27 protein-coding genes are annotated in these 25,836 nt (G+C 54.2%); 13 read left to right on the plus strand and 14 right to left on the minus strand.

Annotated features, from left to right (window positions below; genetic code table 11):
* Positions 1-7 precede the first annotated feature (7 nt).
* The 11 genes from fliP to fliF all read right to left on the minus strand — a co-directional run bounded on the left by fliP (position 8) and on the right by fliF (position 9,781).
* Entirely contained in the window at positions 8-745 is a 738-nt protein-coding gene (gene fliP, locus FVB43_RS17590; RefSeq protein WP_133842884.1) for a flagellar type III secretion system pore protein FliP, read from the minus strand.
* Positions 742-1,131 (minus strand): flagellar biosynthetic protein FliO, encoded by a 390-nt coding sequence (gene fliO, locus FVB43_RS17595; RefSeq protein ID WP_167864397.1) that lies wholly within the window; start codon positions 1,129-1,131, stop codon positions 742-744. Before fliO ends, fliP begins: the two co-directional genes overlap by 4 nt.
* Entirely contained in the window at positions 1,132-1,533 is a 402-nt protein-coding gene (fliN, locus tag FVB43_RS17600; protein WP_133842888.1) for a flagellar motor switch protein FliN, read from the minus strand.
* Positions 1,526-2,533: a flagellar motor switch protein FliM gene (fliM, locus tag FVB43_RS17605; protein WP_133842890.1), complete on the minus strand. Its 1,008-nt coding sequence runs from the start codon at positions 2,531-2,533 to the stop codon at positions 1,526-1,528. The genes fliN and fliM overlap by 8 nt, the downstream gene beginning before the upstream one ends.
* 9 nt (positions 2,534-2,542) lie before the next feature.
* On the minus strand, positions 2,543-3,025 hold the full coding sequence (fliL, locus tag FVB43_RS17610; protein ID WP_133842892.1) for a flagellar basal body-associated protein FliL: 483 nt from the start codon (positions 3,023-3,025) through the stop codon (positions 2,543-2,545).
* A 148-nt stretch (positions 3,026-3,173) separates the two neighbouring features.
* Positions 3,174-4,475 carry a flagellar hook-length control protein FliK gene (locus tag FVB43_RS17615; RefSeq protein ID WP_133842894.1) on the minus strand — a complete coding sequence of 434 codons (1,302 nt, stop codon included), beginning with the start codon at positions 4,473-4,475 and terminating at the stop codon, positions 3,174-3,176.
* On the minus strand, positions 4,472-4,918 hold the full coding sequence (gene fliJ, locus FVB43_RS17620; RefSeq protein ID WP_133842896.1) for a flagellar export protein FliJ: 447 nt from the start codon (positions 4,916-4,918) through the stop codon (positions 4,472-4,474). The genes FVB43_RS17615 and fliJ overlap by 4 nt, the downstream gene beginning before the upstream one ends.
* Before the next feature lie 58 nt (positions 4,919-4,976).
* On the minus strand, positions 4,977-6,338 hold the full coding sequence (gene fliI, locus FVB43_RS17625; RefSeq protein WP_133842898.1) for a flagellar protein export ATPase FliI: 1,362 nt from the start codon (positions 6,336-6,338) through the stop codon (positions 4,977-4,979).
* Positions 6,338-7,030, minus strand: coding sequence for a flagellar assembly protein FliH (fliH, locus tag FVB43_RS17630; protein ID WP_133842900.1), 693 nt, complete (start codon positions 7,028-7,030; stop codon positions 6,338-6,340). Before fliH ends, fliI begins: the two co-directional genes overlap by 1 nt.
* The gene (fliG, locus tag FVB43_RS17635; RefSeq protein ID WP_167864398.1) at positions 7,023-8,015 is read right to left on the minus strand and encodes a flagellar motor switch protein FliG; all 993 of its coding nucleotides are present in this window, start codon (positions 8,013-8,015) and stop codon (positions 7,023-7,025) included. Before fliG ends, fliH begins: the two co-directional genes overlap by 8 nt.
* Positions 8,012-9,781 (minus strand): flagellar basal-body MS-ring/collar protein FliF, encoded by a 1,770-nt coding sequence (gene fliF / locus FVB43_RS17640; RefSeq protein ID WP_159337067.1) that lies wholly within the window; start codon positions 9,779-9,781, stop codon positions 8,012-8,014. The genes fliG and fliF overlap by 4 nt, the downstream gene beginning before the upstream one ends.
* Before the next feature lie 240 nt (positions 9,782-10,021).
* On the opposite strand from fliF, the gene fliE reads away from it, so the two are divergent.
* The 3 genes from fliE (at position 10,022) to FVB43_RS17655 (ending at position 12,334) form a co-directional block, all read left to right on the plus strand.
* A complete protein-coding gene (gene fliE / locus FVB43_RS17645) occupies positions 10,022-10,336 on the plus strand; it encodes a flagellar hook-basal body complex protein FliE (RefSeq protein ID WP_159337066.1) in 315 nt (104 codons plus the stop codon).
* A gap of 535 nt (positions 10,337-10,871) precedes the next feature.
* Positions 10,872-11,828 (plus strand): chemotaxis protein, encoded by a 957-nt coding sequence (locus tag FVB43_RS17650; RefSeq protein WP_133842908.1) that lies wholly within the window; start codon positions 10,872-10,874, stop codon positions 11,826-11,828.
* Positions 11,829-12,145: 317 nt separating this feature from the next.
* The gene (locus FVB43_RS17655) at positions 12,146-12,334 is read left to right on the plus strand and encodes a hypothetical protein (RefSeq protein WP_133842910.1); all 189 of its coding nucleotides are present in this window, start codon (positions 12,146-12,148) and stop codon (positions 12,332-12,334) included.
* Positions 12,335-13,044: 710 nt separating this feature from the next.
* Here FVB43_RS17655 and FVB43_RS17660 read toward each other — a convergent pair.
* Positions 13,045-13,614, minus strand: a complete 570-nt coding sequence (locus FVB43_RS17660) for a helix-turn-helix domain-containing protein (RefSeq protein ID WP_227536022.1) — start codon at positions 13,612-13,614, stop codon at positions 13,045-13,047.
* 540 nt (positions 13,615-14,154) lie between these two features.
* On the opposite strand from FVB43_RS17660, the gene FVB43_RS17665 reads away from it, so the two are divergent.
* The 6 genes from FVB43_RS17665 to FVB43_RS17690 all read left to right on the plus strand — a co-directional run bounded on the left by FVB43_RS17665 (position 14,155) and on the right by FVB43_RS17690 (position 18,297).
* A complete protein-coding gene (locus FVB43_RS17665; protein ID WP_133842912.1) occupies positions 14,155-14,535 on the plus strand; it encodes an antiterminator Q family protein in 381 nt (126 codons plus the stop codon).
* Positions 14,536-14,771: 236 nt separating this feature from the next.
* Positions 14,772-15,239 (plus strand): glycoside hydrolase family protein, encoded by a 468-nt coding sequence (locus FVB43_RS17670; RefSeq protein WP_133842914.1) that lies wholly within the window; start codon positions 14,772-14,774, stop codon positions 15,237-15,239.
* Positions 15,240-15,259: 20 nt separating this feature from the next.
* Complete coding sequence (locus tag FVB43_RS17675; RefSeq protein ID WP_242462175.1) at positions 15,260-15,583, plus strand: DUF7940 domain-containing protein; 324 nt, start codon at positions 15,260-15,262, stop codon at positions 15,581-15,583.
* Positions 15,580-15,882, plus strand: a complete 303-nt coding sequence (locus FVB43_RS17680; protein ID WP_205945542.1) for a hypothetical protein — start codon at positions 15,580-15,582, stop codon at positions 15,880-15,882. The genes FVB43_RS17675 and FVB43_RS17680 overlap by 4 nt, the downstream gene beginning before the upstream one ends.
* A gap of 268 nt (positions 15,883-16,150) precedes the next feature.
* Positions 16,151-17,899 carry an amylovoran biosynthesis protein AmsF gene (locus FVB43_RS17685; RefSeq protein ID WP_133842918.1) on the plus strand — a complete coding sequence of 583 codons (1,749 nt, stop codon included), beginning with the start codon at positions 16,151-16,153 and terminating at the stop codon, positions 17,897-17,899.
* 134 nt (positions 17,900-18,033) lie between these two features.
* Complete coding sequence (locus tag FVB43_RS17690; protein WP_133842920.1) at positions 18,034-18,297, plus strand: hypothetical protein; 264 nt, start codon at positions 18,034-18,036, stop codon at positions 18,295-18,297.
* A 93-nt stretch (positions 18,298-18,390) separates the two neighbouring features.
* Here the strand turns inward: FVB43_RS17690 and FVB43_RS17695 are convergent, their stop codons facing one another.
* A complete protein-coding gene (locus FVB43_RS17695) occupies positions 18,391-19,788 on the minus strand; it encodes a GGDEF domain-containing protein (protein ID WP_133842922.1) in 1,398 nt (465 codons plus the stop codon).
* A 632-nt stretch (positions 19,789-20,420) separates the two neighbouring features.
* Between FVB43_RS17695 and lolC the strand changes: the two genes are divergently transcribed.
* The 4 genes from lolC to cobB all read left to right on the plus strand — a co-directional run bounded on the left by lolC (position 20,421) and on the right by cobB (position 24,648).
* Positions 20,421-21,620, plus strand: coding sequence for a lipoprotein-releasing ABC transporter permease subunit LolC (lolC, locus tag FVB43_RS17700; protein ID WP_167864400.1), 1,200 nt, complete (start codon positions 20,421-20,423; stop codon positions 21,618-21,620).
* Entirely contained in the window at positions 21,613-22,317 is a 705-nt protein-coding gene (gene lolD, locus FVB43_RS17705) for a lipoprotein-releasing ABC transporter ATP-binding protein LolD (protein ID WP_167864401.1), read from the plus strand. Before lolC ends, lolD begins: the two co-directional genes overlap by 8 nt.
* Positions 22,317-23,561, plus strand: a complete 1,245-nt coding sequence (gene lolE, locus FVB43_RS17710; protein ID WP_133842928.1) for a lipoprotein-releasing ABC transporter permease subunit LolE — start codon at positions 22,317-22,319, stop codon at positions 23,559-23,561. The genes lolD and lolE overlap by 1 nt, the downstream gene beginning before the upstream one ends.
* Before the next feature lie 178 nt (positions 23,562-23,739).
* Positions 23,740-24,648, plus strand: coding sequence for a Sir2 family NAD+-dependent deacetylase (gene cobB, locus FVB43_RS17715; RefSeq protein WP_133843465.1), 909 nt, complete (start codon positions 23,740-23,742; stop codon positions 24,646-24,648).
* Here cobB and FVB43_RS17720 read toward each other — a convergent pair.
* Positions 24,598-25,770, minus strand: coding sequence for a benzoate/H(+) symporter BenE family transporter (locus tag FVB43_RS17720; RefSeq protein WP_159337062.1), 1,173 nt, complete (start codon positions 25,768-25,770; stop codon positions 24,598-24,600). The two genes, cobB and FVB43_RS17720, sit on opposite strands and share 51 nt — an antisense overlap.
* Positions 25,771-25,836 lie beyond the last annotated feature (66 nt).

The raw sequence follows: 25,836 nt of genomic DNA on the forward strand, positions 1-25,836 counted from the left end.
CTCCGGGTTAGGAATAGAAACTTTGGGCCAGCGAACCGACCAGCAACTGCCAGCCATCAACCAGCACAAACAGCATGAGCTTAAAGGGTAGCGATATGGTCGCCGGTGGCACCATCATCATCCCGAGAGCCATCAATACGCTGGCGACCACCAGGTCGATAATCAGGAACGGAATAAAAACGGTAAAACCAATCTGGAACGCCGTTTTCAGTTCGCTGGTGACGTAAGCCGGCAGCAGAATACGCATCGGTACGGCTTCGGGGCCGGCGATTGGCGGTGTGTTGGCTAAACGGGCAAACAGTGCCAGGTCACCTTCACGCGTCTGACGCAGCATAAACTCACGCAGCGGCTGGGAACCTTTCTCAATGGCTTCCTGCATGCTGATTTTGTCTTCACTGAACGGTTGATAGGCATCGGTATAAATTTTGTCGAACACCGGGCCCATAATAAAGAAGGTCAGAAACAGTGCCAAACCCAGTAAAACCTGGTTCGGTGGTGCAGACGGTGTACCGAGTGCACTTCGCAGCAGCCCAAAAACGATAATGATGCGCGTAAAGCTGGTCATCATCAGTAAGATGGCTGGCAGGAAGGTCAGCGAGGTAATAAACACCAGTGTCTGAACGGGCAGTGACCAACTCTGGCCGCCATTGGCCATCGGTTTGCTGATCAGGCCCGGTAACTGGGCATAAACATCAGGTGCCAGCATCAGCAGGCCGAGCAGCAGCAGTGGAAGGGTGCGTTTCATTTTTTCTTCCCGGCGCTTTTCATTAATGACTGGAGAACCAGACGGAAATCGGGCTTTGGCTCCGCAGCGTCGGGTGTCTCTTGCTGAGGTTTGGCAGGCAGCGTGTGCAGATGGGTAATTTGCTGGGCAGTGACTCCCAGCACCAGACGCGCATCATCAACGTCGACAATCACCACACGTTCACGTTGACCCAGCGAGCAGCTTGCACTGATATTCAGTGTCTGACTGCCGCTGCGCCGTGAAGCAAAACCGAATCGTTTTGCCACCCAGGCACAGGCGAGAATAAGAATAATAATCGCCGCCAGCACGCCACTCACCTGAGTGAGCATTGAGCCGGTTGAAATGGCCGGTTGTGGGATGACCGGCTGCTGCTGCGTGGTATTCATTTAGCGACTCAGACGACGCATACGTTCAGACGGGGTAATGATGTCGGTGATGCGCACGCCATACTTATCGGCCACCACGACCACTTCACCCTGAGCAATCAGATAACCGTTAATCAGGATATCCAGTGGCTCACCCGCTAATCCATCCAGTGCGACAACCGAACCTTGCGACAAGCGCAGCAGCTCTTTGATTGTCATTTTGGTACGGCCCAGTTCAACGGTCAGTTTGACCGGGATATCCATAATCATATCGATATCTTGCAGAGAACCGGACACATCGCCCACATCCAGCGATTTAAATACGCTGTCGGTGGAAGAGGATTTTACCTGTTCATTCATTGCGTCAGCCCACAGGTCGTCCGCAGAGATGTCGTCATCGGACGGCTTATTCGTATCACTCATCGGGCTGTTCCTCATTCAGCGAATTCAAAATCGGGTTGATCAGGTGTTCCACGCGCAGAGCGTACTGCTTATTCAGCGTTCCGTACTGGCTGGTCAACACCGGCACGCCATCCACATGGGCGATAATGCGGTCCGGTTTTTCAATCGGTAATACGTCGCCAGGCTTCAAGGCCAGCAGACGTGAAATTCTCATCGATACTTCGGCAAAATTCGCCACCAGCTCCAGCTCAGAGTGCTGAACCTGTTTCACCAGCGTGTCACGCCAGTTTTCATCTTCACTGCGCGAGTTTTCTAACGGTGGGTTCACCAGCGTTTCACGCAGCGGTTCAATCATGCTGAATGGAATACAGATATTGAACTCACCGGTCAGGTTACCAATCTCAACCTGGAACGGCGTGGTGACCACGATATCGTTAGGTGAGGTGGTGATGTTGGTGAACTTCACCTGCATCTCTGAACGGACGTACTCAACATCCAGTGGATAGATCGGCTTCCAGGCCTCACTGTAACAGTCGAGCGCCAGCTTCAGCATACGACGGATGACGCGTTGCTCAGTGTGGGTGAATTCACGTCCCTCGACTTTCGTCGGGAAACGGCCATCACCCCCAAACAGGTTATCTACGGCGATAAACACCAGACTCGGCGAGAAAACCACCAGCGCCGTGCCACGCAGCGGCTTGAGGTGGATAAGGTTAAGGTTAGTTGGCACCGGCAAATTGCGGGCAAACTCATGGTATGGCTGAATCTTGATCGCGCCGACCGAAATATCCGGGCTGCGGCGCAACAGATTAAACAGCGCCATACGATAAGAACGCGCAAAACGTTCGTTAATGATCTCCAGTGCCTGCAGACGCTCACGAACCACGCGGCGCTGGGTATTGGGATCATAGGGGCGAATGTCGCTCTCGCCACCGCTACTGACCTTATCTTCTGTCGCACTATCGCTGTCGCCATTGAGTAGTGCGTCAATTTCTGCCTGAGAAAGAATGCTATCGCCCATAAATATCCATCACCGCAGAATGAAGGCCGTGAAGAGGACATCTGTCACGACCTGCTGTGGTTGTCCCTGCACCAGCGGAGGTGCCAGTACCTGTTTTATCTGTGCTACTAATGCCTGCTTGCCTTGTTCATTCGCTAACGCCGAGGCACTTTGACGTGAAAGCAACAGCAGCAGACGACTACGGACTTCCGGGAGATAATCATTCATACGACGACGCGATTCTTCGTCTGGCAAACGCAGCGTAAAGCCCACGTACAGCACACGATCCGGGTCGTTATCTGGGTTGATCAAATTAACCGTAAAAGTATCCAGAGCAAAAAACACCGGCGCAGGTGGCGGCTCCGGCTTTGCTGCCGCAGCGGCATCTGCCGGAGTTTTCATCATGCGCCAGACTGTATAGCCCGCCACGCTGCAAGCGACCAGAGTCACAATGAGTAACACCGGTATCAGGAGCTTACGTTTGCCGCTTTTGGCTTTAGCGTTATCAGTCATATTAGCTGTAACTTCCTGTGATTATTTTCGGGGGCGGTGCCACGTAATCCACTGTCCCACGGCGTTATGACAAATTATCCCGCGTCTTGCGCCAAACAATAGGCAGAAAAGACGCGAGTTTTGCCATCAGCTTACGCGTTTGTTGCCGTCAGGCGAAAATATCAACAGCATTGGAGCCGGCTGCGCGCGCCTGCAGGGCGGCAGGAACGGCAATTGGCGTCACATCACTGTCATTTTCTGTAGCAAGACTAAACGGGCTTCCGTTGTTATTGCGCTGCTGTTCCTGCTGACCAGCAAAAGACTGGCCTTGCTGGAACGCATCGCTACTGACATTACTTTGACCCAGGTTGATGCCACTCTCAGCCAGAGAGGCGCGCAGTTGAGGCAATGCTGCCTCCAGTGCGGCCCGCACCTGGCTCTGATTTGACACCATACTCAGCTGGGCCTGGTCATTATCCAGTTTCAGGCTGATCTGGATACTGCCCAGGTCCTGCGGATGCAGATGCAACTCGGCGGTCTGTTGCCCGTTGCGACTGAACATCAGGATCTGTTGTCCCAGTGCCTGCTGCCATTCCGGGCTTCCCAACTGAGAATTCAGCAGAGGAGTTGCCGGTGCACTTACCATCGAGGTTGACGTCGGGGTAAGTAATGAAGACGCGGTACTGATCACATTATTGGTTATCGTCGCGGTAGGGGCAGAACTTGAATTTTCTTTATCGATATCTTTGCTGACATTGCTCATAACCTGCTGAAAAGCCGGGTCGAGAGTCACTGCACCTGGATTTACCGACGTTTTGCCTGTGCCCGTGCCGTCAGAAGATTTTGCACTAACGGGAACCAAAAGGGCATTATTGCTGTTTTTAGCGTCTGCGCTAGTGGCATCCCCTTCTTCCGTTGTCACTTTACCCAGGGCCGCACTCAGCGCATTCAGCGTCGATTGTTTATCGCTTTTATTCAGCCCAGCGGTGAGCAGATCGCTACTTTTTGCCGTAGCACTGGCAACCGGAACAGCGGCGTTGTTCGGCAGCATGGCATAAAGCGCCTGCAATGCCTGAAGATCGCTGTCGCTGAGTGTCACCGCAGGTGCCTCTTTCTCATCCGTCGCCACATCGTCTTTGGTAGCGATTTTTGCCTGCTGTGGCTGCAAGAGGGCCGTCAGTGTATCGGGCTTATCCAGAGCGGCCAGCAGATCGCTGATGCCCGGCTTCTTAGCCTCTTTACCGTCATCACTGGCTGCAACCTCGACGCCATCGACTGCCACACCCGTTCCACCCTGTTGGGCCAGGGTGAGCAGGCGGTTGCCTAAAAGCGTCAGGAAGCCCTGCTGCGAGGTCTCCCCACCCACCGTTAATTCACTGCCGGTGCTGTCGAGAGTACTGTCGCCGGTGCTGCTGACTTTCGCGCTGCCGGTGGTTGCCGTCGTCGTGACCGCAGTTGGTAAGGTAATCATTCGCCTTTCCTCAATGATGCCCGTTGGGCAAATTCATCCATCCGTTTCTGATCGAGACGGTTTTCTTGTAACAGGGCGGTAGCCAGCGCGCGTGACTGAAGAGTCTCGTAGGCGTGCAGCCGTTGTTGTTTGTCGCGCCACAGGCGCAATGCATTTTCCACGCGCGTATTCCAGTGCAGCAGTTGCTGACGATGTTGCTCAATCGCGTTTTCCAGCGTCTGAATAAACTGGTGATAGTTGTACCAACGGGTACTGGCTATCCCTTCGCTCATGGTGTTGTTAAGGTTCTTGCGGTATTCGTCCTGATAATTGAGCAGCATGTTGAGCTGCTCATCGGCCTGTTTTTGCGCTCGACGCACGTCACCTAACTGAATGGCGGCTTTTTCCACATCTTTGTGCGCCAGATCGCGCAGCGTATCAATGGCTGAGACTGTTTTTGTCATAAAGCCCTCCAGTCAGGCGGCATCACGGCACAGGGCGTGATGCGACTTCAGATGAAACTTAACCAAAAATCGCCTGCAAATGCAGGCTGGCATCGTCGAAGGTGCTGCGCTCAAACATACCCTGTTGCAGGAAGGCTTCCAGTTCAGGGTAGAGTTTGATCGCTTTATCCAGCGTTGGGTCGGTTCCCGCCGCATAGGCGCCCACGCTGACCAAATCACGGTTGCGCTGATAGCTCGACAGCAGCTGTTTAAACTGACGCACGCGGGCGTAATGGGTCTCATCAATCAGGTGTGCCATTACGCGGCTGATCGAGGCTTCAATATCAATGGCCGGATAGTGGCCGGATTCCGCCAGGCGGCGTGACAGAACGATATGGCCATCAAGGATGGCGCGGGCTGAGTCAGCGATGGGATCCTGCTGGTCATCCCCTTCGGTCAGAACGGTATAGAAAGCGGTAATCGAACCACCGCCGTCGATGCCATTACCGGCACGTTCTACCAGTGCAGGCAATTTCGCGAACACGGAAGGCGGATAGCCTTTGGTCGCAGGGGGTTCACCGATGGCCAGGGCAATTTCACGCTGCGCCATGGCATAACGCGTCAGGGAGTCCATGATCAGCAGCACGTGCTGGCCACGGTCACGAAAATCTTCGGCAATACGCGTGGCGTACGAAGCACCCTGCATACGCAGGAGGGGAGAGACATCGGCCGGGGCGGCAATCACTACCGAACGCGCACGTCCTTCTGTGCCGAGGATATTCTCGATAAAGTCTTTCACTTCACGGCCACGCTCACCAATCAGGCCCACGACAATCACGTCGGCTTTGGTATAACGGGCCATCATGCCCAGCAACACACTTTTACCCACGCCGGAACCGGCAAACAGGCCCATACGCTGGCCGCGTCCGACGGTGAGCAGGGCGTTAATCGCACGCACACCGGTATCCAGCACATCGGTAATCGGCGTACGCTGCAACGGGTTAAAAGGCGGGGTATTCAGCGGTGCGCGATAGCCGGTTTCAGGTGCAGGCAGCCCGTCCAGCGGGCGGCCGCTGCCGTCCAGCACGCGGCCAAGCAGTTCCGGGCCCAGCATCATCTGTTTACCGCTGTTCTGTTTGTCGCCGGCGATACGTGCGTACACGCGCGCTCCGGGCAAAATACCTTCAACTTCTTCCAGCGGCATCAGCAGCAGCTTCTGGCCGTTAAACCCCACCACTTCACTTTCCACTTCGCTAACGCCCTGGCTGTCGTGACGTTCAATCACACAGGTGGCGCCCAGCGGCAGTTGCAGCCCGGTCGCTTCCAGTACCAGACCGGTAGCGCGGATCAAACGACCATAACGACGGACGTCCGGCACTTGTGCCAGACGTTGTTCGAAGTTGTCGAGTGCGCCAAGCCAGCGCGACAGGCGAGTGGTCATTATAATTCTCCCGGTGCGGCCAGGCGGCAGAGTTCGTGCCAGCGGGTGGCAATACTGGCATCCAGATCGCCATCTTCCGCGCTGACCTTGCAGCCGCCGGGATGGATGGTACTGTCACCGAGCAGACGCCAGCCGTGCAGGCTGAGCGTCGCGCCCAGCGTGGTTTCCACGCGGGGCAAATCGTCGGGATGGACGCGCAACGTAGGTTTGCCGCTGAACATCGGTTCCTGTTGCAACATGCCCTGAATCTGACGCAGCAGGGCGGTACCGTCGACGTGAGGCGCCTGGCCAATCACCTGACGGGCCGCTTCCAGTGCCAACTGCATCAGACGTGAGGCAATCACGCTATCCAGTGCTTCCAGCGTATGGTGAAACTCGGAAACCAACTGCTGCATACGCGCCTGTAATGGCGCCTGCTGCTGCTGTGCCTCTGCCAGACCCTGTTGAAAACCAGCGTCATAGCCGGCTTTCTGACCTTCAGAAAAACCGCGCTGCTGCCCTTCGGCGTAACCCAGACCCTGGGCTTCGTTGCGGACCTGAGCCTGCAACTGTTCTAACTGAAACTGCTGCTGCTCAATCGGGTCATCGGTAGTGACCTCGGGTAAGACCAGCTCTTCAAGCAGCGGACGATCCGGGCGCGCCAGGTCGTTTGGCTGCCAGCGTTGCCAAGGCAGTGACGCGTTATCAGACATAAGTTTCCTCGCCACCACCAATCACCATCTCGCCGGTTTCGGCCAGACGACGAACAATCAACAGAATCGCTTTCTGTTCGGTTTCCACCGCAGACATACGCATTGGACCGCGGTTGGCGAGGTCGTCGCGCAGGATGTCGGCAGCACGCTGCGACATGTTGCGCAGGAATTTCTCGCGCAACGGCTGCTCGGAACCTTTCAGAGCCACCAGCAGCGATTCGGATTCCACTTCCTGCAACAGGCGCTGGATACTGCGATCGTCCACTTCGACGAGGTTTTCGAACAGGAACATTTCGTCGATAATTTTCTGTGCCAGCTCGCCGTCGAACTCGCGAACCGCTTCGATAACCGCTTCTTCCTGCTGAGTTTTCATCAGGTTGATAATCTCTGCCGCGGTACGAACACCACCCATCTTCGCACGCTTGAGGTTCTGACCATCCAACAGGCCGTTGAGCACTTCGGTCAGTTCTGCCAGCGCGGCTGGCTGTACGCCGCCGAAGGTGGCAATACGCAGCATCACATCGTGACGCAGACGTTCGTCGAACTGCGCCAGAATATCGGCCGCCTGGCCGCGTTTCAGGTGCACCAGGATGGTGGCGATGATCTGCGGATGTTCGTCGCGGATCAGGTCGGCAGCCGCCTGTGGTTCCATAAAGTTGAGCGTGTCCATCCCGGAGGTGGTCTCGCGCGTTTCCAGAATATCTTCCAGCAGGGTAGACGCTTTCTCTTCGCCCAGCGCTTTGATCAGCACGGAACGCAGGTAGTCGTTGGAGTTGAGGCTCAGCGCTGCAAACTGCTCTGCATCAATTTCGAATTCGCGCAGAACATCGGTAAGCTGCTTATGAGATACCTGACGCATATTGGCTATCGCCGCACTGAGGTGCTGCACCTCGCGGGAGTCGAGATGTTTGAACACCTCGGCGGCGCGGTCTTCGCCAATTGTCATCATCAGGATGGCGCTTTTCTCAGTACCGGTGAGACTCATAGTTCTTCCTTCATCCACTGGCGAATAACCAGAGCCACTACGCGTGGGTCATTTTCTGACATCTCACGAATACGCTGGCTCATCACCTCAGCACTCATGCGGTGCTGAGATTTACGTTCCTGGTCAAGTTCGTCTTTCGACAGCTTGACGGAGATACCGGACTCTTCATCTTCGGCCTGACGTGCAGCAGTAATGGCAGCAGCTTCCAGCGCGGCTTTCTCCTGCTCTGCTTTACGACGCAGCTGTGGACGAACCAGTTTGCGGTAGAGGATGTAAGCCACAATCAGCACCAGTAACCAGCGTCCGGCTTCCAGCATCTGCTCGATAAATGCAGGTTGTTTCCAGAATGGCAGCTCAGCGCCAAGGTCACTGTTTTCCGTGAACGGAGAGTTAACCACGTTCAGGCTGTCACCACGCTGCTCCGAGAAGCCCATCGCTTCGCGGGTCAGGTTTTCGATCTGCTTAAGCTGTGCATCATTCAGTGCAATAGGCTTACCGGCGGCATCGGTACGGTAGTTCACCACCACCGCAACAGACAGACGCTGAACTTCACCGACATTCATCTTGGTATGCAGAATGGTGCGGTTCACTTCGTAGTTAGTCGTGTCATCGTTACGCGTATTTGACGGAACGATTTTCTGAGCACTGCTGGTGGCTGCATTGGCAGCCGCATTATTCGCGTTAGCACCGGCTGCACCGTTAGCGCCAGCGGCACCCGCAGCACCGTTAGCACCCGCAGCACCATTGGCACCGGCGGCACCGTTAGCTGGGGTGGTAATCGGACCTGCGTTGGCCGGAGCCGGTTGGTTCGACAGGGCACCCGGAACGCCGCCAGGATACTGGCCACCAAGTTGTTCGCTGTTGCTGGTCTGGCGTGAGCGAATTGCTTGCTGGTCAGGGTTGCTGTTCGGTTTGTACTGCTCGTCGGTCTGCTCACGGGTATTAAAGTCGATTTGCGCGGTGACCTGCGCATGGACATTGCCGTTGCCAACGATAGGACCCAGGATGGCTTCGATACGCTGCTGGAAACGCGCTTCAACATCGCTGGCATATTTTAACTGGGTGTCATTGAGGTCACGCCCGGTTGGATCGTTCTGAGTCAGCAGACGGCCCGCCTGGTCAACGACGGTCACATTGCCCGGTGGCATACCGGCGATGCTGCTGGACACCATATGGACAACGGCGTTGATCTGACCTTCATCCAGCGCACGACCCGGCTGCAATGCCAGGGTCACAGACGCGGACGGTGATTTCTGCTCGCGCACGAACAGCGTTGGTTTTGGCATCGCCAGATGCACCCGTGCACCCTTAACCGGGCCGAGTGTTTCGATGGTACGTGCCAGCTCACCTTCCAGCGCACGCTGGTAGTTCACCTGTTCGCTGAACTGGCTGATACCGAATTTCTCTTTATCCAGCAGCTCGAACCCCACAGCGCCACCTTTCGGCAACCCCTGTGAAGCGAGGCGCAGGCGCAGCTCATGCACCTGTGCGGCAGGAACCAACAGCGCACCACCCTGATCGTCGAACTTATACGGTACGTTCATCTGGGTCAGTTGCGTGACGATAGCCCCGCCATCCTCATTACTGAGGTTGCTATAAAGGACGCGATAATCTGGCTGCTTGGCCCACAATACCATCGCAATAACGATGGCAATGACCGCGGCCGCCGCAACGATAATAGGGATGCGTGGGTTGGCGCGTAGGCGAGCGAACAGGTCATTCAAACCTTTCTTCTCTGGATTATCCTGCGTGACAGTTGCATTCATGACTCGTTCCTGCCTGACAGTTGACCGGACTGTTGCGTGTAGTGTCGTAACAAAACTGACTCCCTGATGCGCTGGCTTAAAAAATTTCCACCTCAATGGACTGCCATTATTTTCTGAAATGAGAAATTCGATGGCTGGATAAGCTGTGATTTATGCGGCTATTTAGGGGCTTTGTCTTATTGACATTGTGTTAAGTTTGTCAGCAATCGTAATCACCACATCGTTCGTTCGGGAGAAAACATGGCTATTCAGGGTATTGAGAGTGTGATGCAAGCGCTGCAAACCACCGCAATGCAGGCTGCTGGCGGTAAAGGCGCTGACAGTACATCGCAGGCAGATTTTGGTGCGGAGCTAAAAGCCGCGCTCAGCAAGATCAGTGAAGTCCAGACCGAGTCACGTGCTCAGGCGCAGGACTTCCAGATGGGTAAAGAAGGCGTTTCACTGAATGACGTGATGGTGGATATGCAGAAGTCCAGCGTCTCAATGCAGATGGGCATCCAGGTGCGTAACAAGCTGGTGAGCGCGTACAGCGACATCATGAACATGCAAGTTTAAATTGGTTAAGTACCTGAATAAAATTGTTTAAATACCTATCCGGTGTGAGTGTGGGGCAGTAGTGGGCAAAGCCGTTTCAGGGCTGGTGATCATCAGCCCTGCCATACCGCGTGATAGTGAAAGCAGTCACTGATTAGCTGCGCTGTATCCTTACAGGTGCTTATCGACACGTCATCAATGTGTTTTTTATTCAGTGGTCATCGTTGATGCCGATGCTATGCCCCTGCCAGCCAATATAGACACACTCAGACAGTCTAAATTCCTATGCGAATGATACTTAATATCATTTAACTTGTTAAGAATGCTTCTTACTTGTATCATTGCTTTGCCCCTCACAGAGCTAACACCACAGAGTGCCGGAGATAAGCGCCGGAAGGGGTATGTCACTCTCATCTTTTTCTCTCCCCCGGTCATAAATCCTGCAATCTGCCCTGTATTTTTCTTCGTCACTGCCGATAACTTTCAACAGCGATCCTGAGCGCGTGCTGTTTTTCCGCGCCGGCTGACAACAATGAATAATAACCTTGAGGTAGACATGGATAACTTTCAAAAAGAGATCGATGAGAGAGCGAATCTCGCATTATCGAATAAGTTCGAACTTTTGTTATTCCGCCTGGGGTCTGCTCATCAGGATGATAAGCCTGAGCTGTTCGGTATCAACGTTTTTAAACTGCGTGAAATTGTGCCGATGACCAACATCACCCGTGCGGCAGGTATGAAATCGCCGCTGCTGGGTATGGCGAATATTCGTGGGCAGTTGATCCCGGTGATCGATCTTCCTGCGGTGGCGGGTTGTACTCCTTCAACGGGCCTCAATTTATTGCTGGTGACCGAATACGCGCGCAGCACGCAGGCGTTTGCGGTGGAATCTGTTGAAGATATCGTACGCCTTGACTGGAGCCAGGTACATGCAGCGGAATCCGGTGTCAGTACCCGTAACATTACCAGCATTGCCTGCCTGGATAACAACAACAACATGGCCATGGTGCTGGATGTTGAGCAGATTCTGCATGATGTCATCCCTTCTGTTCGTGAAGTGAAAGAAGGCGACATTAAGGTGAAAACCTTCAAGCTGAAGCCGGGCGCGATAGCGATTGTGGCGGAAGACTCGAAAGTTGCCCGTCAGATGCTCGAGCAGGGCCTGAAAGCGATGGGGATCCCGGCCGAGATGCATACCACAGGCCTGGAAGCCTGGGAAAAAATTAAAAAGCTCTATAAGGAAGCTCAGGAAGAGGGCACATCTATCCATGACAAGATCGCGCTGGTGTTAACCGACCTTGAAATGCCTGAAATGGATGGCTTTACGCTGACGCGTAACATCAAGAGCGACCACAATCTGAAGGATATTCCGGTGGTGATCCATTCTTCACTTTCTGGCAGTGCTAACGAAGATCACGTCCGTAAAGTCGGGGCGAATGGTTATGTGGCGAAATTCGAAATTAATCAGCTTTCCGCGGTGATACACCAGGTACTGGAAGATGCAGTCTACTGATTGTAATACGTTAAATATCCCTCCGTCCTAAGAGGGCAGTCAATGAAGAGAATGCAGCGGGCAGGACAGGTGCGACTGGCGCACCTGCCTGCTTTTACTTCTCCCTGCAACGCCTTTGCAACGTGGCGATAATCATTGCGCTAATTCACATATCAGAATAATTCACTTATCACTTGTCTGAAAAATCCTAGAATGAAACCGGGCATCGTTAAAAGGAGGCTGGAGGAAGTAAGGAAGAGAACGTACAAGGCCCGGTACGTCGATTTGACGCGATCTGGATGGTGCGCTTGCTTACTGAGGTTCCTTCATCAGAACTTATGGATAAAGACAGTCATAACCCACCCGCCGATGTTCAGGCGGAAATTCCTGCGGATCCTCCACCGGACAGCACGGATTGTGCTCATCCGATTGCAGTGGATCTGGAAGGTTGGGTGTTAACACCCGCGCAGCGAACCTTTATTAAGTCATTACTCAGTGAGGATGACGAAAGCGATACCGATCGCTAAAAACAAACAGGCCGCCAGTGTGCGGCCTGTTTTTTATCTGTCCTGTGTCTGCTGAACAAACGCAGCGCAAAATGAGCAGCCTGAATGGTTGCCTGGGCCAGGTAAAGCACAATGCGGGCAGCGATGCCCGGCGGCAAATGTACTGCGCATAGTCAGACTTAACCTCGCACACTCTTCCTGACCCAGCAAATGACCAATTTTGCGTATCAATCTTTTCTCACGCTGACGCGCAGCGATGGCTGCCGCACGTCGCGCCTTATAACGGCTACGACAGGTACCGAATGGCGCTGCCGTTTTCCAAAATATCGTAGTCATAAAGACCTCCGGTGCAGGAACCCGTTGTCTGATTCCCCTTGCCATGTGCGGTAAAAATCCTCGTAAGCGCAGCTGATGAATCGCGCCTACAAAAAACGATAGCTATAGTTATTATCAATATCAAATGTTATGAGTTAAATAACCTTTGCTATCATCGTATTTGTTTGAAATAGCTGATTTTTAATATTTAATTTGGATTAATTGGCAGTTTAATGGCAAAGATCTGAAAAATTTTACTAACCTATTCAGTTATATCGATAGATGAACACTGTCATGCCCATGATGTGAGAGGGATTGATGGTTTACCGCGAGGAAATACTGATGGTTTCTGTGTTGTTCAGGGTGTCTGGCGGTCACTACGAGGAGATAATCCTGCCGGAGCAGGAGGTGAGTGATTATCGTCTTAAATCGCGAATAAGGAAAATAGCCACACCGATTAAGCGGACTTCTCCCGCCAGCTCAACCGCGGGCAGGCGTGGGTCATCAACGGTTAAAAAACCATTCGAGGGCCCTTCCAGATAGCGGTATACAGAGACGCGTGAATTCATCTCAGCCATGACAAGATCTCCAGATTCAACTGGTACATCGACGTCAATGATCACAACGCTGCCTGCGGTTGCTTCCACGCAACCGCTATTTCGGTCAAGAATATAGGCCCGCCAGCTCTTTTTAGCCTTAACGCCGGTGGGGACAGCGACCAGTTCAGTGGTTTTTCCGCTGGCATCCCAGAGCGGCACAGTAGTGCCGCTTTTTACTTTGTCTGTGGGGCTCATGGTTGCCGCTCCGCGCATCTCTCCTGCGCCATTTGCCAGCCACTCCACGTTGATATCCAGTGCTCTGGCAATGTCGACCAGTTTACGCGATCCCTCTGCCTCACCCTTCGTCAACCGCCAAATCGTTGGCTGTGATACGCCCGATGCTTTTGCCAAAGCACCCTGTGTCATTCCCATCATGGTCATAGCCATGTTCAGCCGCCAGGCGAGTGTATTCGGTTTCATATACCAGAATTTATAGCGATGCGTATTTTTCGTCAAACACGCTTTGCTATTATTTTTTATAATAGCCTTTGCTATTTATTGTCTTTTATCTATACCTATAAGTATCGACATGGTGAGCGAATGGCATTCAAAAGCGTTTTTTTGTTACCAGTCAGGAAAGCATGTCGGGTTCTATGTGGTGCTAACGGCCACATCCGGCGGTTCGGGAACAGGTCCAGTATTAACGTGACGTTGCAGGATAGTGTTGCACCGATATCGTCGGATTTCCCCTTATTGCAGGATATTTTTTACCGCTCTTTACCAACCCGGTCGTCCAGCCTAATCGCTGGTCTCATCTTCACGGTGGCGTAATGGCCACCCGTCCTGGTGTCTTTGCCAGCATCGTCGCACGATCGGGAGATCGTGCCGACCTGGGCAAAACACTGTTTTGACACTCACCGTTGCAGGCCGACACCTGGCATAAATCGGGGCTGTCGGACAACCCTGCATGGGATAAAGGAGCAGGCTATGCGAGATATCAAAATACTATTGGAACGATGGGGCGGTTGGGCGGCGGCCAGTGGACACGGGCTGGGCTACTCTTCTGTCGCGGCGGGCTTCAGAGGCCTGGTCAGCGATCGTGGTCATCAACGACTGACTTGCAGTGATAACGACGGCCTGATACTCGACGGCTGTATTAGCCGGCTGATGAGCGTGAATAAAGAACAGCACACTATCCTCGTGGCACATTACCTCTATCAAATTTCACTACGTTCGATTGCCCGTCGTCGTCGCTGTGCTGACGGGACTATCCGTAAGCAGATTCAGACGGCTGAGGGATTTGTTTCTGGTGTTCTCACCGCACTGGAGTGTGAACTGGAATGTGATTCGCTCTGCAAACTCGAATAGGACACTTCCGGGTAAAATCACTCAACAACGCAATTGAAAAAAGAATATTAAAAAAATCAGGAAAATTTATTGCGTACGCAAATTCTGTCTCAAACTATCACTATCCACCTTTAAATAACATTCTTAAGCGTCACTGTTATTTCTCTTTTGTGAAAAAACTCGCCATTTTATTGTTCGACGTGATGAACAAGGCTGGCAAAGCAGCCTTTTTTTATTGCCTGTCAGTGAGGTGAACTATGAGTAAAGTCATTCAGATTTTAATGTATGAAGAAGGATACCAGGAGAAACCTTACCGGGATACGGAGGGATATCCGACGGTAGGGTGCGGAATTAAGATCGGACCCAAAGGTGCGGCGCTCGATAATTATATTTTCAGCCTGCCGCGAACGGTCGCCGAAGTCTGGTTACAAGAGATGCTAAACAGCCAGATGAAGGATATTAACCGTCGTCCTTCGATTCTGGCTGCGCTGCGGCAGTGCAACACGCCGCGCGCCGATGTGTTGTACAGCATGGCCTACCAGCTGGGTGTTGACGGGCTGTCAGCGTTCAAAAACACCCTGTTGCTGATTGCTGCGGGGAATTTCAGCGGCGCAGCGGAAGCGATGCTGGCCAGCCTCTGGGCACGACAAACTCCGACACGCGCCCAGCGCCATGCTGACGTGATGCGCAGCGGAACCTATACGCAATATCAGGAGGTCCTGTGAAATTTACCCTGTTTGTTTCGCTGGTGGCTGTGACGTCACTGGCAATCTGGCTGTTAGTCCATTATGGGCGGGTGGCGGTAGTCAATCATGCGCGCCTGTTGTTTAAAACCTGGTCTGTCTGGCTGGCGTCAGGGGGGGCGGCACTGACCGCATGGGTGCAGTCTTTTCCCGATGCTGCGCTAACGGCATGGAGTTCGCTACCAGAGGATGTTAAGTCCTATCTGCCACACAATTTCCTGGGGATGACGGGCGCTTTTATGGTGGCAATGGCAGTGATGGCGCAGTTTATAAAACAGAAAAACCTCAGTAAACAGCGTGATACGTTGAATGGAGGCAAGGTATGAGTGCGCTGCTTTCACTACTCAGCAGTAGCTGGCATGGCCTGCTGGCGATCGTTGCCGTGGTTGGGGCCTTTTTCGCCGTCTGGTTCGGCGGTAAGCAGGTGGGCAAAAGCCAGCAGCGAGCGAAAGCCCAGGTCGCCGAGGCGCAGAAAAGTGCCGCGCAGATTGCCGTTGTGGCAAAAAAACAGGCAGATAACAGTGAGGAGGCAAAACGTGTACAAACGGCCAATGCTGTGCTTGATGATACTGACGCTCGTCGCAAGTTGCAGCAGTCACAATTCAACTCCGACGATAGCCAGTGAGTTAATTACTGACTCTTCCTGCACCCTCTTTTCACCTATTTACACGCACGGTCAGGATGCACAGTTAATGGATATCAGAACGGTCAGGCAAATAAATGCCCATAACGATCTCTGGGTATCATTGTGTGCAAGTAAAAACAAGTAAGCCTCGCCTTTATTATTTTATTTAGGAGGTGTTACGCAGTTTGTTATTTATTGTATCCCACTCAACCCCATTTATTAATCCTGAATAAGGCGGCTGACATCTGTGCGCTGCCCGGAGGTTATTATGATTGAAGTTAACTCTTTTGCTGAATTACGCACCACCGCGCCATCAAAATCAGGCGAAATTGCGCTGTTAAAACGTTATTACGATAAAGACTCCACCTTTCGTGGTGGTGGTACTTTTGCCGGTTTCGTGACAACGGCGCTGCCGGTGGATGACAGTGGCACCTATGCCGTCGGAACAGGATTTTTTTGGAAACGGGTGGTGAACAGCCAGGACGAGCTGAATATCTATCACTTTGGCGGCAAAGGTGACGGTATCACCGACGACAGCGGTGCCTTTAAGCTGATGCTGAACTGGGCACAGAATGTGAATACCAGCAGCAAGGATCTTGGCGTTCGTTTCCCGGGCGGTAAGTTTCTGATCAACCCGATTGATCTCTCCGCCAGCGAAATCCCGTTCTTTTATCTCTATGGTGACGACAACCCCCAGGGGGGAATGCCGCGTACCACCATTGTTTCCGATAAATCCACCAGCCCGGTGTTCAAAGTGAACGCACGGCGCACGGCGATTAAAGGTATTTGCTGGAACGGTCAGGCCTCGGCGGATATCACCGCCAATAAGGGAGCGATCAGCGCTGAGATGTGTACCAACCAGCAGCCCTTCTTTGAAAATATTATGGTGGCAGGCCAGACGGTGCTGATCACCTGTTTCCGGGTACAGAATTCGGGGGGGACGGCGGTCAAGCTTCTGGATACGCTGGATACCAAGTTCGACCAGATCTACTCGATCAATACCTATGGGCGCGTCTTTGACGTCGGCTGGTCTGATACGGTGAAGGGCGTATGGGACCACTCCACGGCCATTGAGTTGTCGAATGCTAACTTCCAGAGCGGCTATGGTGACGCCACGCTAATGATGCCGCGCGTTGGCCAGGGGCTGATACGCAACGTCTGGATTGAGCACACCCGCTTCCCGGGGGATTTCAATAACGGGCAGTGGCTGGTGGATGCCCTGAGTCTGGAGGACTGCGCCAATCCGCTGAATATGGATAATGCCCGCGTGCAGATCCGCCAGCTCAATCTGCAATCCGGCGGCGCGGTCAGCCTGAACGCCGCCGCCGGGCGCTGGTTGTCCGGCTATGAATCCGGCTGGCGTCGGGATGAAAGCTTCGGTACACAGATGACCGGCACTATGCGCGCGGGCTGGTACAGCGGCTATAAAATTACCAACATCTCTACCAGCGACAAATGGTACAAGCTGGGTAAAGTCTTTATGCCAAAAGATAACCAGCAATGGATTATTGAGATGATCGGTAAGTCGACGAACGATGCTGTGACCGGGACGGCGGGAAGCCCGATCGGTGCCATGTCATCCGGCACCAGTTATCTGGCCATTTCTCGCTGCGCCACCGCGATTTACGGCGATATCCGGCATCATGGTTCTCCTGCGGTGCTGGATATCAAGTTCAACCGCATCGGCGTGACCACATCGGAGATTTGGGTCAAACTGAAAGCGGCCAGTGGCGATACTATGTTCAACCTGAAATCCACCGGACCGACGCGCTTTGAATCCGGTGAGTGCTCGCTGTTTACGCCGGACCTGAGTGAAGTCACGGATGCCACGACGATAGGCACCGTCTCTCCGGCGGCACGTATGAGCCTGCATAACGGGCTGGCGGGCGTGGGGGCGAATGAAAAAGGCGTGCTGACGGTGGCGACAGCGATCGCAACAGCGCCGGCCACCACCACGGTTGCTGGTTATATCACTGTGAACGTCAATGGGACCGACAGAAAAATTGCGTATTATTAATCAACAGCTTAAGGCCGGGGAAATCCGGCCTTTTTTTGTCGTTTTCGCGGCTGTTAAAAAATGGTTATGAACTTTCTCCACCTCGTCCGGTCACAAAAAGGGTAGGCTTCTTTTAACGATGAAAGGAAATATCCATGAGTGATAACGAAAGCAAAACGCAGACTGACCACTTACGTGACGTGACTTCGCAGCTAAAAGAAATGCGCCATTATGCTCAGAGTAATACTGAAACGCTGTCAACACAGTGGCTGGCGTTCGATCAGGGGGAGCACAAAGACACAGGCTTTGCAGAGAAAATTAATCAGTTACTGACTCAGCAAGGTAGCCTGCTGGATGAGCTGGATACCACCATCCAGGATTTTGAAATCGAAGCGAACCGCATCGAAAACGAAGCATAATGCAAAAAAGCCGGCCTTTTCAGGTCGGCCCTTTATTCTCATCTGGTCTGACAGCATCACGTCTGGCCGCACCAGCCCTCGCCAAACCCGTAGTTACAAGATAAATTCCGGACGGACCTGATTTCTACCGCTGCTCTTGGCGATATAGAGCTGCTCATCGGCTTTGGTAATCGATTCGTCCAGACTGTTGACGTTATTGATATTGAGCGCGCTGATACCGATGCTGGCCGTCACGCTGAGATCGTTGCCGTCAAGCAGGATCTGGTTCTCTTCAATACTGTGACGCAGACGGTTGGCTAACAGAAAAGCGCGCGGCTGTGAAATCCCTTCTATTAATACCAGAAATTCCTCGCCCCCCATCCTGCACACCAGCGCTGACGCGGGCAATCCCTGACGAATACACTCCACCGTTTTTGCCAGCACATAATCGCCGCTGGCATGGCCGTAGGTATCATTAATGTTCTTGAAGCGGTCGATATCAATGACAAATACCGCACCAAAAAAGCCCTGTGGGCGGTTACGCGGGGTGACCAGTGTTTCCAGTTTGGAGGCGAGACCGCTGCGTGTCAGCGCGCCGGTCAGGAAATCATAGTCGGCACGCTTGGTAATCCGCGCCACCAGTTTACGGTTTGAGGCGGTACTCAGTGCCACAATCAGTGGGCTGATCAACATCGCTGCCACGCCCAGGCGCGCGGATGACAAACTGTCAATACGGAACAGGTCGTCTTTGCCCTGAATATTCAGCACGTTTCCCGCAACCAGAATAATTTCGCTAATACCGGTAAACAGCGTCAGGAAACAGGTAATAAACAGCGGATAGCTGATCGCACACCACAACAACGCCGGTAATGGGAACAGTAAACTGCCGCCGCCACCGACCCAAATGCCGGTTACCGTGGTGAGCACCAGCGCCAGTATCGGTAGCACGCTGCTGTCGCGCAGGGCAGTAACCAGATGTACCAGTTCATCGCGTCTCGGCAGGCTGATCACCAACGGTAATAGCAGAATCGATGTCGACATCTGTTCGGAGAACCAGGAGAACCAGGCTTTAAACAGCTCATCTTCGAAGTAGCGCTCGCTGACGATGGCGCCGACCAGCGCACAGGCTGCGGCACCCAGCAGTGAAGCAGGAAACACATGCAACAGCGCCTGCAAGCGGCGGGGATGTCCGCGCGTGAAAAAAGGGTTACTCAGCAACACCCAGCGGGCGGTGGCGATAAAAAGAATATTAGCGATATCCAGACCGACGGCAATCCTCACCTGGGTACCATAAAGGATATCGGCACTGAGCATACCGAAATAGAGCACGACCAGGGTGCTGGGTTTGTCCAGTGATGGGAAGCGGATCAGCAGCCCCAGAAGAATGGCGTTACCCGGCCAGAACAGTGACAGTGAGGCTAAATTGCGCGATTCCAGGCCGATTGTGGATAGCAGCATGGCAAGGGCAAATAAGATGATGGCCCTGTTGAGGTTATATTTATAATTTGGCATCGTTAGGCTCAGGACGGTTAAAACGGGTCACTCTCGAGACGGTCGAGTTTACTGGCTGGCTGCAGTTAGATAACAGATCGACATCAGGGGATTGGCGCGAAATGACGCGCCCACAACATACGTGACAACCCGGATGAAAGCAATTCCTTAAGACTATTCCTGGTATTGCTATTAGCAGAATGGCGCAAGCACGATCTGACTATCACTTGCGCTACTCAATCAGTTAAGTATTTTTAATCTGTTTCCCGGCCAGCGCCGTTATGTGATGCCACATATAGCGCAAAACCCAGCAGCGATCGAATAAAAAAATACACAGTCAGGCGGTTTGGGAAAAATCCTGGTGATGCTAACTCACTGAGCTAAATCATAAAAGAAACTGACTATCCTGAGTGTTGCGCTATCCGCAGGGAGGCCAGCCCGCTGAAATAAGGGTAATGAATGGACTTGAGGACCCCGCCAGAAAGGCGGTTTGCGGCGGGGGGGGATGGACCGTAACGCGAGGCAGGAGGGGGAAAAGTGTTTCAGCCATTGACAAAACAATGTGCGGACTCAGGGGCTTAGTGGTTCCATAACGCAGTGCTAACCTTTATTATCCTCCCCAATTGTTTACTGCCATAAGAAAGACGGATGTCATGTATCAACCTGTCGCCTTATTTATAGGCCTGCGCTACATGCGCGGGCGTGGTTCAGATCGCTTCGGGCGGTTTGTTTCCTGGCTTTCCGCTATCGGCATTACGCTGGGTGTGATGGCGCTGGTTACCGTGCTGTCGGTGATGAACGGCCTTGAGCACGAGCTGGAAAAAAATACCCTTGGCCTGATGCCACAAGCGTTGATCACCAGCGATACCGGGTCGATCAATCCGCAACAACTGCCTGCCAGTAGCCTGCACCTCAGCGGGGTCAGTCGCGTCACCTCGCTGACGACCGGGGAAGTGGTGATGCAGAGTGCACGCAGCGTTGGCGTTGGCGTGATGCTGGGCATTACTCCCGATGAAGCCGATCCGTTAACGCCTTACCTGGTGAGCGTACGCCAGCAGCAGCTGGAATCAGGCAAGTACAATGTGATCATCGGTGAACAACTGGCGGGACAGCTTGGCGTAAAACGTGGCGACCAGGTGCGTCTGATGGTGCCGTCAGCCAGCCAGTTCACCCCGATGGGGCGTATTCCCAGTCAGCGTTTGTTTACTATTATTGGCACCTTTGCCTCGAACAGCGATGTCGACGGTTATCAGATTCTGGTCAACCAGCAGGATGCCTCGCGTCTGATGCGTTACCCGGCCGGGAATATCACGGGCTGGCGTTTGTGGCTGGACAAACCGTTACAGGTGGACAGCGTCAGCCAGCAAACCCTGCCGAAAGGGCTGGTGTGGAAAGACTGGCGTGAGCGTAAAGGCGAACTGTTCCAGGCAGTCAAGATGGAAAAAAACATGATGGGCCTGCTGCTCAGCCTGATTGTCGCCGTCGCTGCATTCAATATTGTTACCTCGCTGGGCCTGCTGATTATGGAGAAGCAGGGTGAAGTCGCGATCCTGCAAACGCAGGGGCTGAAACGCCGTCAAATTGTGGCAGTGTTTATGGTGCAAGGCGCAACGGCTGGTATTGTCGGTGCGCTACTTGGCGCACTGCTCGGCGTGCTGCTCGCCAGCCAGTTAAATAACCTGATGCCGGTGATTGGTGCCTTCCTTGATGGCGCCGCCTTACCGGTTGAAATTTCCCTGACTCAGGTTGCCACCATCACCCTGACGGCGATTGTCGTGGCGCTGTTGTCAACGCTTTACCCTTCCTGGCGTGCGGCCGCCGTTCAACCCGCTGAGGCTTTACGTTATGAGTAACAAGATCCTGTTGCAGTGCGACAACCTGTGCAAACGCTATCAGGAAGGCAGCGTGCAGACCGATGTCCTGCGCAACGTTACCTTCAGCGTAGAACCGGGTGAAATGATGGCGATTGTTGGCAGTTCCGGTTCGGGGAAAAGTACCCTGATGCACCTGATGGGCGGGCTGGATACACCGACCTCGGGCGAGGTGGTGTTTGACGGGAAGTCGCTGAACAGCATGTCCTCGGCAGCCAAGGCCGAATTGCGTAACCGCGAACTGGGCTTTATCTATCAGTTCCACCATCTGCTGCCTGATTTCAGTGCGCTGGAAAATGTCGCGATGCCGCTGCTGATTGGCCAGACCGCCAAAGCAGAAGCTCAGCAGAGAGCGGTCGACATGCTGAAAGCTGTCGGGCTGGATCACCGTGCTGCACACCGTCCTTCAGAATTATCCGGCGGTGAACGTCAGCGTGTGGCCATCGCGCGTGCGCTGGTCAACAACCCGCGCCTGGTGCTGGCCGATGAACCGACCGGTAACCTTGATGCGCGTAACGCCGATGCCATCTTTGACCTGCTCAACGAGCTGAATCAACGGCAGGGCACGGCTTTTCTGGTCGTCACCCACGATCTGCATTTGGCGAAACGTATGCGTCGTCAGATGGAGATGCGCGACGGGCAGCTCAGTGACCAGGTCAAACGGGCAGGTAGCTTCTGATGGCGGGCTCTCTCTCTCTTCTGCTCGGCCTGCGCTTCAGCCGTGGTCGTCGGCGCGGAGGCATGGTCTCGCTGATTTCCGTGATCTCAACGGTCGGCATTGCGCTGGGCGTGGCGGTGCTGATCGTCGGGCTAAGCGCGATGAATGGCTTTGAACGTGAACTGAATAACCGCATTCTGGCCGTCGTGCCGCACGGTGAAATTGAGCCGGTCAACCAGCCGTTCACCGGCTGGCAGGGGCTGGTGCCGAAAATGGAACAGATCCCAGGTATTGCGGCGGCAGCACCTTATATTAATTTCACCGGGTTGATCGAAAGCGGCAGCAAGTTGCAGGCCGTACAGGTGAAGGGCGTTGACCCGCAGCAGGAGAGCCGCCTCAGTGCGCTGCCCTCCTATGTGCAGGGGGATGCCTGGCAGAACTTTGGTGCGGGCAAGCAACAGATCCTGCTGGGGCAGGGCGTCGCCAACAGCCTGAAGGTAAAACAGGGCGACTGGCTGACGATTATGATCCCGAACAGCGATGCCGGGCACAAACTGTTGCAGCCCAAGCGCGTGCGCCTGCAAGTGAGCGGTATCTTAAAGTTAAGCGGGATGCTCGATCACAGTCTGGCGCTGGTGCCGTTAGCGGATGCGCAGCAGTTGCTGGGCATGGGGGACAGTGTTACCGGCATCGCCATCAAAGCCACTGATCCGTTCAATGCGGTCAGCCTTGTCCGTCAGGCGGGCGAAGTCACCCACGCGTATGTGTACATTCGCAGTTGGGTAGGCACTTACGGTTATATGTACCGTGATATCCAGATGATCCGCGCGATTATGTATCTGGCGATGGTGCTGGTGATTGGCGTGGCCTGTTTCAATATCGTCTCCACCCTGGTGATGGCGGTGAAAGATAAAAGCAGCGACATTGCCGTACTGCGCACCCTGGGGGCGAAAGACGGCCTGATCCGCGCTATCTTTGTCTGGTATGGCCTGCTTGCCGGACTGGTGGGCAGCGTGAGCGGCGTGGTGGTGGGGGTGCTGGCTGCGTTCAATCTGACACCGATCATTCATGGGATTGAAGCGCTGACCGGTTACCATTTCCTTTCCGGGGATATCTACTTTATTGATTTCCTGCCGTCAGAGCTGCACTGGCGTGATGTCGGGATTGTCCTGGTCACGTCGCTGTTACTCAGTCTGCTGGCAAGCTGGTATCCGGCGCGCCGGGCCAGCCGTATCGATCCGGCACGGGTACTGAGTGGGCAGTAAAAACACGAGGGCATTGAGGGCGGTCTCTCACTCTCAGGATGCGGATTTTCCTGGGGTGGATATCACGTTTATCGGCACACTCTCAGTGCACCCGGGTTAATCACCCGTTATTATCAGGGACAGGTTCCGCACCGTACGGTGCGCCATTCCTGCATATTAAGGATTAGAGGATTTGATGATGCGCACACCCCGTCGCCGCCTCAGGCTGGCACGCTACAAGAAGACCCGACGCCAGGTTCACCAGCGTTTTCGTCAGCGCATTTTCGAACGTGACCGCAATATCGAAATTGCCCGTCATCCGCTGCCGCGTGTGGTGGTGCTGACCGGGGCCGGGATTTCCGCTGAGTCCGGCATCCGGACTTTCCGCGCAGCCGATGGCCTGTGGGAAGAGCACAAAGTGGAGGATGTCGCCACGCCGGAAGGTTTTGCCCGCGACCCTCAGCGGGTGCAGGATTTCTACAATGCCCGCAGGCGTCAGCTGCAGCAGGATGATATCCAGCCCAATGCGGCGCATCTGGCGCTGGCTGAACTGGAAGCCGCACTGGGTGACCATTTTCTGCTGGTGACACAGAATATCGACAACCTGCATGAGCGCGCCGGAAACCGTAACGTTATCCATATGCACGGTGAGCTGTTAAAAGTGCGTTGCTCCGGTAGTGGTCAGATCCTGCAATGGACGGATGATGTGAAACCCGACGATCGCTGCCATTGCTGTCAGTTCCCGTCCGTATTGCGCCCACACGTGGTGTGGTTTGGCGAAATGCCGTTGCAGATGGATGAAATTTACCAGGCGCTGGCGCAGGCCGATTATTTTGTGGCGATTGGCACCTCCGGGCACGTTTATCCGGCGGCAGGCTTCGTCCATGAAGCGCGTTTGCAGGGGGCTCATACCGTGGAGCTGAACCTGGAACCGAGCCAGGTGGGCAGCGAGTTTGAAGAAAAAGAGTACGGACTGGCCAGCGAAGTGGTCCCGGAATGGGTTCATGACCTGCTGAAAAACATCGCTGTACCGGTGCTGACCGGTGCCGATGCGCCTTCAGCGTTTGGCCAGCGAGAAGACCAGGTGGGCGATAACTCCGCCGACTAATCCCCAAAACGCGGCACCCACGCCAAGCAGGGTGAGGCCCGAGGCGGTGATCAGAAAAGTGATCACCGCTGCATCTCGCTGTTTCTCATCGCTTAATGCCCGTTGCAGACTCCCGGCGATGGTGCCCAGCAGTGCCAGCCCGGCAATCGTGTGGATCAGTGCCAGCGGCAACGCAGTAAACAGGCCGCTAATCGCCCCACCAAACACCCCTGCCAGTAAATAAAACACCCCGGCAGCGGCAGCGGCCCAGTAACGGCGCTGCGGATCGCTGTGCACCTCCGGTCCCATGCAAATCGCTGCCGTAATCGCGGCAATACACACGGTAAAGCCACCGAAAGGGGCGAGTAGGAGTGCCACCAGCCCGGTCCAGGCGATCAGCGGTGACACCGGAAGCGTATAGCCGTGTGCTTTGAGGGTGGCGATACCGGGTGCATTCTGTGATGCCATCGTGACCACAAAAAACGGTACGCCAATGCCCAGCAGCGTTTCGAGCGTAAAGTGCGGCATGATAAATTCCGGCATCACCAGGCTCTGCGTCTGCGTAGCATGAATATTGCCCTGGAGTGCCGCCATGCCTAACCCGGCCAGCAACGTGAGAATAATGGCATAGCGCGGCAGCAGACGGCGTGACAGCAGATAGACCAGGCACATGGTGCCGCTCAGGGCGAAGTTAACCTGGATCGCGGCAAATGCATCCACGCCAAACCGCAGTAAAATTCCTGCCAGCATCGCGGCAGAGATCGCCTGCGGTATGGCATTCATCAGGCGGGCAAACAGTCCGGTAATGCCGCAAAGAAAGATCAGCGCCGAGGCAAAGACAAATACGCCAACGGCCTCATTGAGTGATGTGCCGGGCAGACTGGTCACCAACAATGCCGCGCCGGGTGTTGACCAGGCGGTGAGTACTGGCGTGCGATACCACAGTGAGAGGCCGAGCGTGGTGAGGCCCATCGCCAGCCCAAGCATGGTCAGCCAGCCGCCCGTTTGAGACGCGGTGGCCCCGGCGGCCGCTGCGGCCTGGAAAATAATCGCCGCAGAGCTGGTGTAGCCGACGAGCACGGCAACAAATCCGGCGACGATGGCAGGAAACGTCAGGTGACTTAATGTAAGCGGTGGGCGCATAGCGAGTGTCCTGGCAGAGGCAGACCAATGTGCGTTATAACGTACAAGGTAGCATCGTGCGTTATA

Source organism: Erwinia rhapontici, assembly GCF_012271765.1.
GTDB classification, from domain to species: domain Bacteria; phylum Pseudomonadota; class Gammaproteobacteria; order Enterobacterales; family Enterobacteriaceae; genus Erwinia; species Erwinia rhapontici.

Coding starts and splice junctions, on each gene's coding strand:
- fliP (WP_133842884.1), bottom strand. CDS start 745: ATGAAACGCACCCTTCCACTGCTGCTGCTCGGCCTGCTGATGCTGGCA.
- fliO (WP_167864397.1), bottom strand. CDS start 1,131: ATGAATACCACGCAGCAGCAGCCGGTCATCCCACAACCGGCCATTTCA.
- fliN (WP_133842888.1), bottom strand. CDS start 1,533: ATGAGTGATACGAATAAGCCGTCCGATGACGACATCTCTGCGGACGAC.
- fliM (WP_133842890.1), bottom strand. CDS start 2,533: ATGGGCGATAGCATTCTTTCTCAGGCAGAAATTGACGCACTACTCAAT.
- fliL (WP_133842892.1), bottom strand. CDS start 3,025: ATGACTGATAACGCTAAAGCCAAAAGCGGCAAACGTAAGCTCCTGATA.
- FVB43_RS17615 (WP_133842894.1), bottom strand. CDS start 4,475: ATGATTACCTTACCAACTGCGGTCACGACGACGGCAACCACCGGCAGC.
- fliJ (WP_133842896.1), bottom strand. CDS start 4,918: ATGACAAAAACAGTCTCAGCCATTGATACGCTGCGCGATCTGGCGCAC.
- fliI (WP_133842898.1), bottom strand. CDS start 6,338: ATGACCACTCGCCTGTCGCGCTGGCTTGGCGCACTCGACAACTTCGAA.
- fliH (WP_133842900.1), bottom strand. CDS start 7,030: ATGTCTGATAACGCGTCACTGCCTTGGCAACGCTGGCAGCCAAACGAC.
- fliG (WP_167864398.1), bottom strand. CDS start 8,015: ATGAGTCTCACCGGTACTGAGAAAAGCGCCATCCTGATGATGACAATT.
- fliF (WP_159337067.1), bottom strand. CDS start 9,781: ATGAATGCAACTGTCACGCAGGATAATCCAGAGAAGAAAGGTTTGAAT.
- fliE (WP_159337066.1), top strand. CDS start 10,022: ATGGCTATTCAGGGTATTGAGAGTGTGATGCAAGCGCTGCAAACCACC.
- FVB43_RS17650 (WP_133842908.1), top strand. CDS start 10,872: ATGGATAACTTTCAAAAAGAGATCGATGAGAGAGCGAATCTCGCATTA.
- FVB43_RS17655 (WP_133842910.1), top strand. CDS start 12,146: ATGGATAAAGACAGTCATAACCCACCCGCCGATGTTCAGGCGGAAATT.
- FVB43_RS17660 (WP_227536022.1), bottom strand. CDS start 13,614: ATGGCTATGACCATGATGGGAATGACACAGGGTGCTTTGGCAAAAGCA.
- FVB43_RS17665 (WP_133842912.1), top strand. CDS start 14,155: ATGCGAGATATCAAAATACTATTGGAACGATGGGGCGGTTGGGCGGCG.
- FVB43_RS17670 (WP_133842914.1), top strand. CDS start 14,772: ATGAGTAAAGTCATTCAGATTTTAATGTATGAAGAAGGATACCAGGAG.
- FVB43_RS17680 (WP_205945542.1), top strand. CDS start 15,580: ATGAGTGCGCTGCTTTCACTACTCAGCAGTAGCTGGCATGGCCTGCTG.
- FVB43_RS17685 (WP_133842918.1), top strand. CDS start 16,151: ATGATTGAAGTTAACTCTTTTGCTGAATTACGCACCACCGCGCCATCA.
- FVB43_RS17690 (WP_133842920.1), top strand. CDS start 18,034: ATGAGTGATAACGAAAGCAAAACGCAGACTGACCACTTACGTGACGTG.
- FVB43_RS17695 (WP_133842922.1), bottom strand. CDS start 19,788: ATGCCAAATTATAAATATAACCTCAACAGGGCCATCATCTTATTTGCC.
- lolC (WP_167864400.1), top strand. CDS start 20,421: ATGTATCAACCTGTCGCCTTATTTATAGGCCTGCGCTACATGCGCGGG.
- lolD (WP_167864401.1), top strand. CDS start 21,613: ATGAGTAACAAGATCCTGTTGCAGTGCGACAACCTGTGCAAACGCTAT.
- lolE (WP_133842928.1), top strand. CDS start 22,317: ATGGCGGGCTCTCTCTCTCTTCTGCTCGGCCTGCGCTTCAGCCGTGGT.
- cobB (WP_133843465.1), top strand. CDS start 23,740: ATGCGCACACCCCGTCGCCGCCTCAGGCTGGCACGCTACAAGAAGACC.
- FVB43_RS17720 (WP_159337062.1), bottom strand. CDS start 25,770: ATGCGCCCACCGCTTACATTAAGTCACCTGACGTTTCCTGCCATCGTC.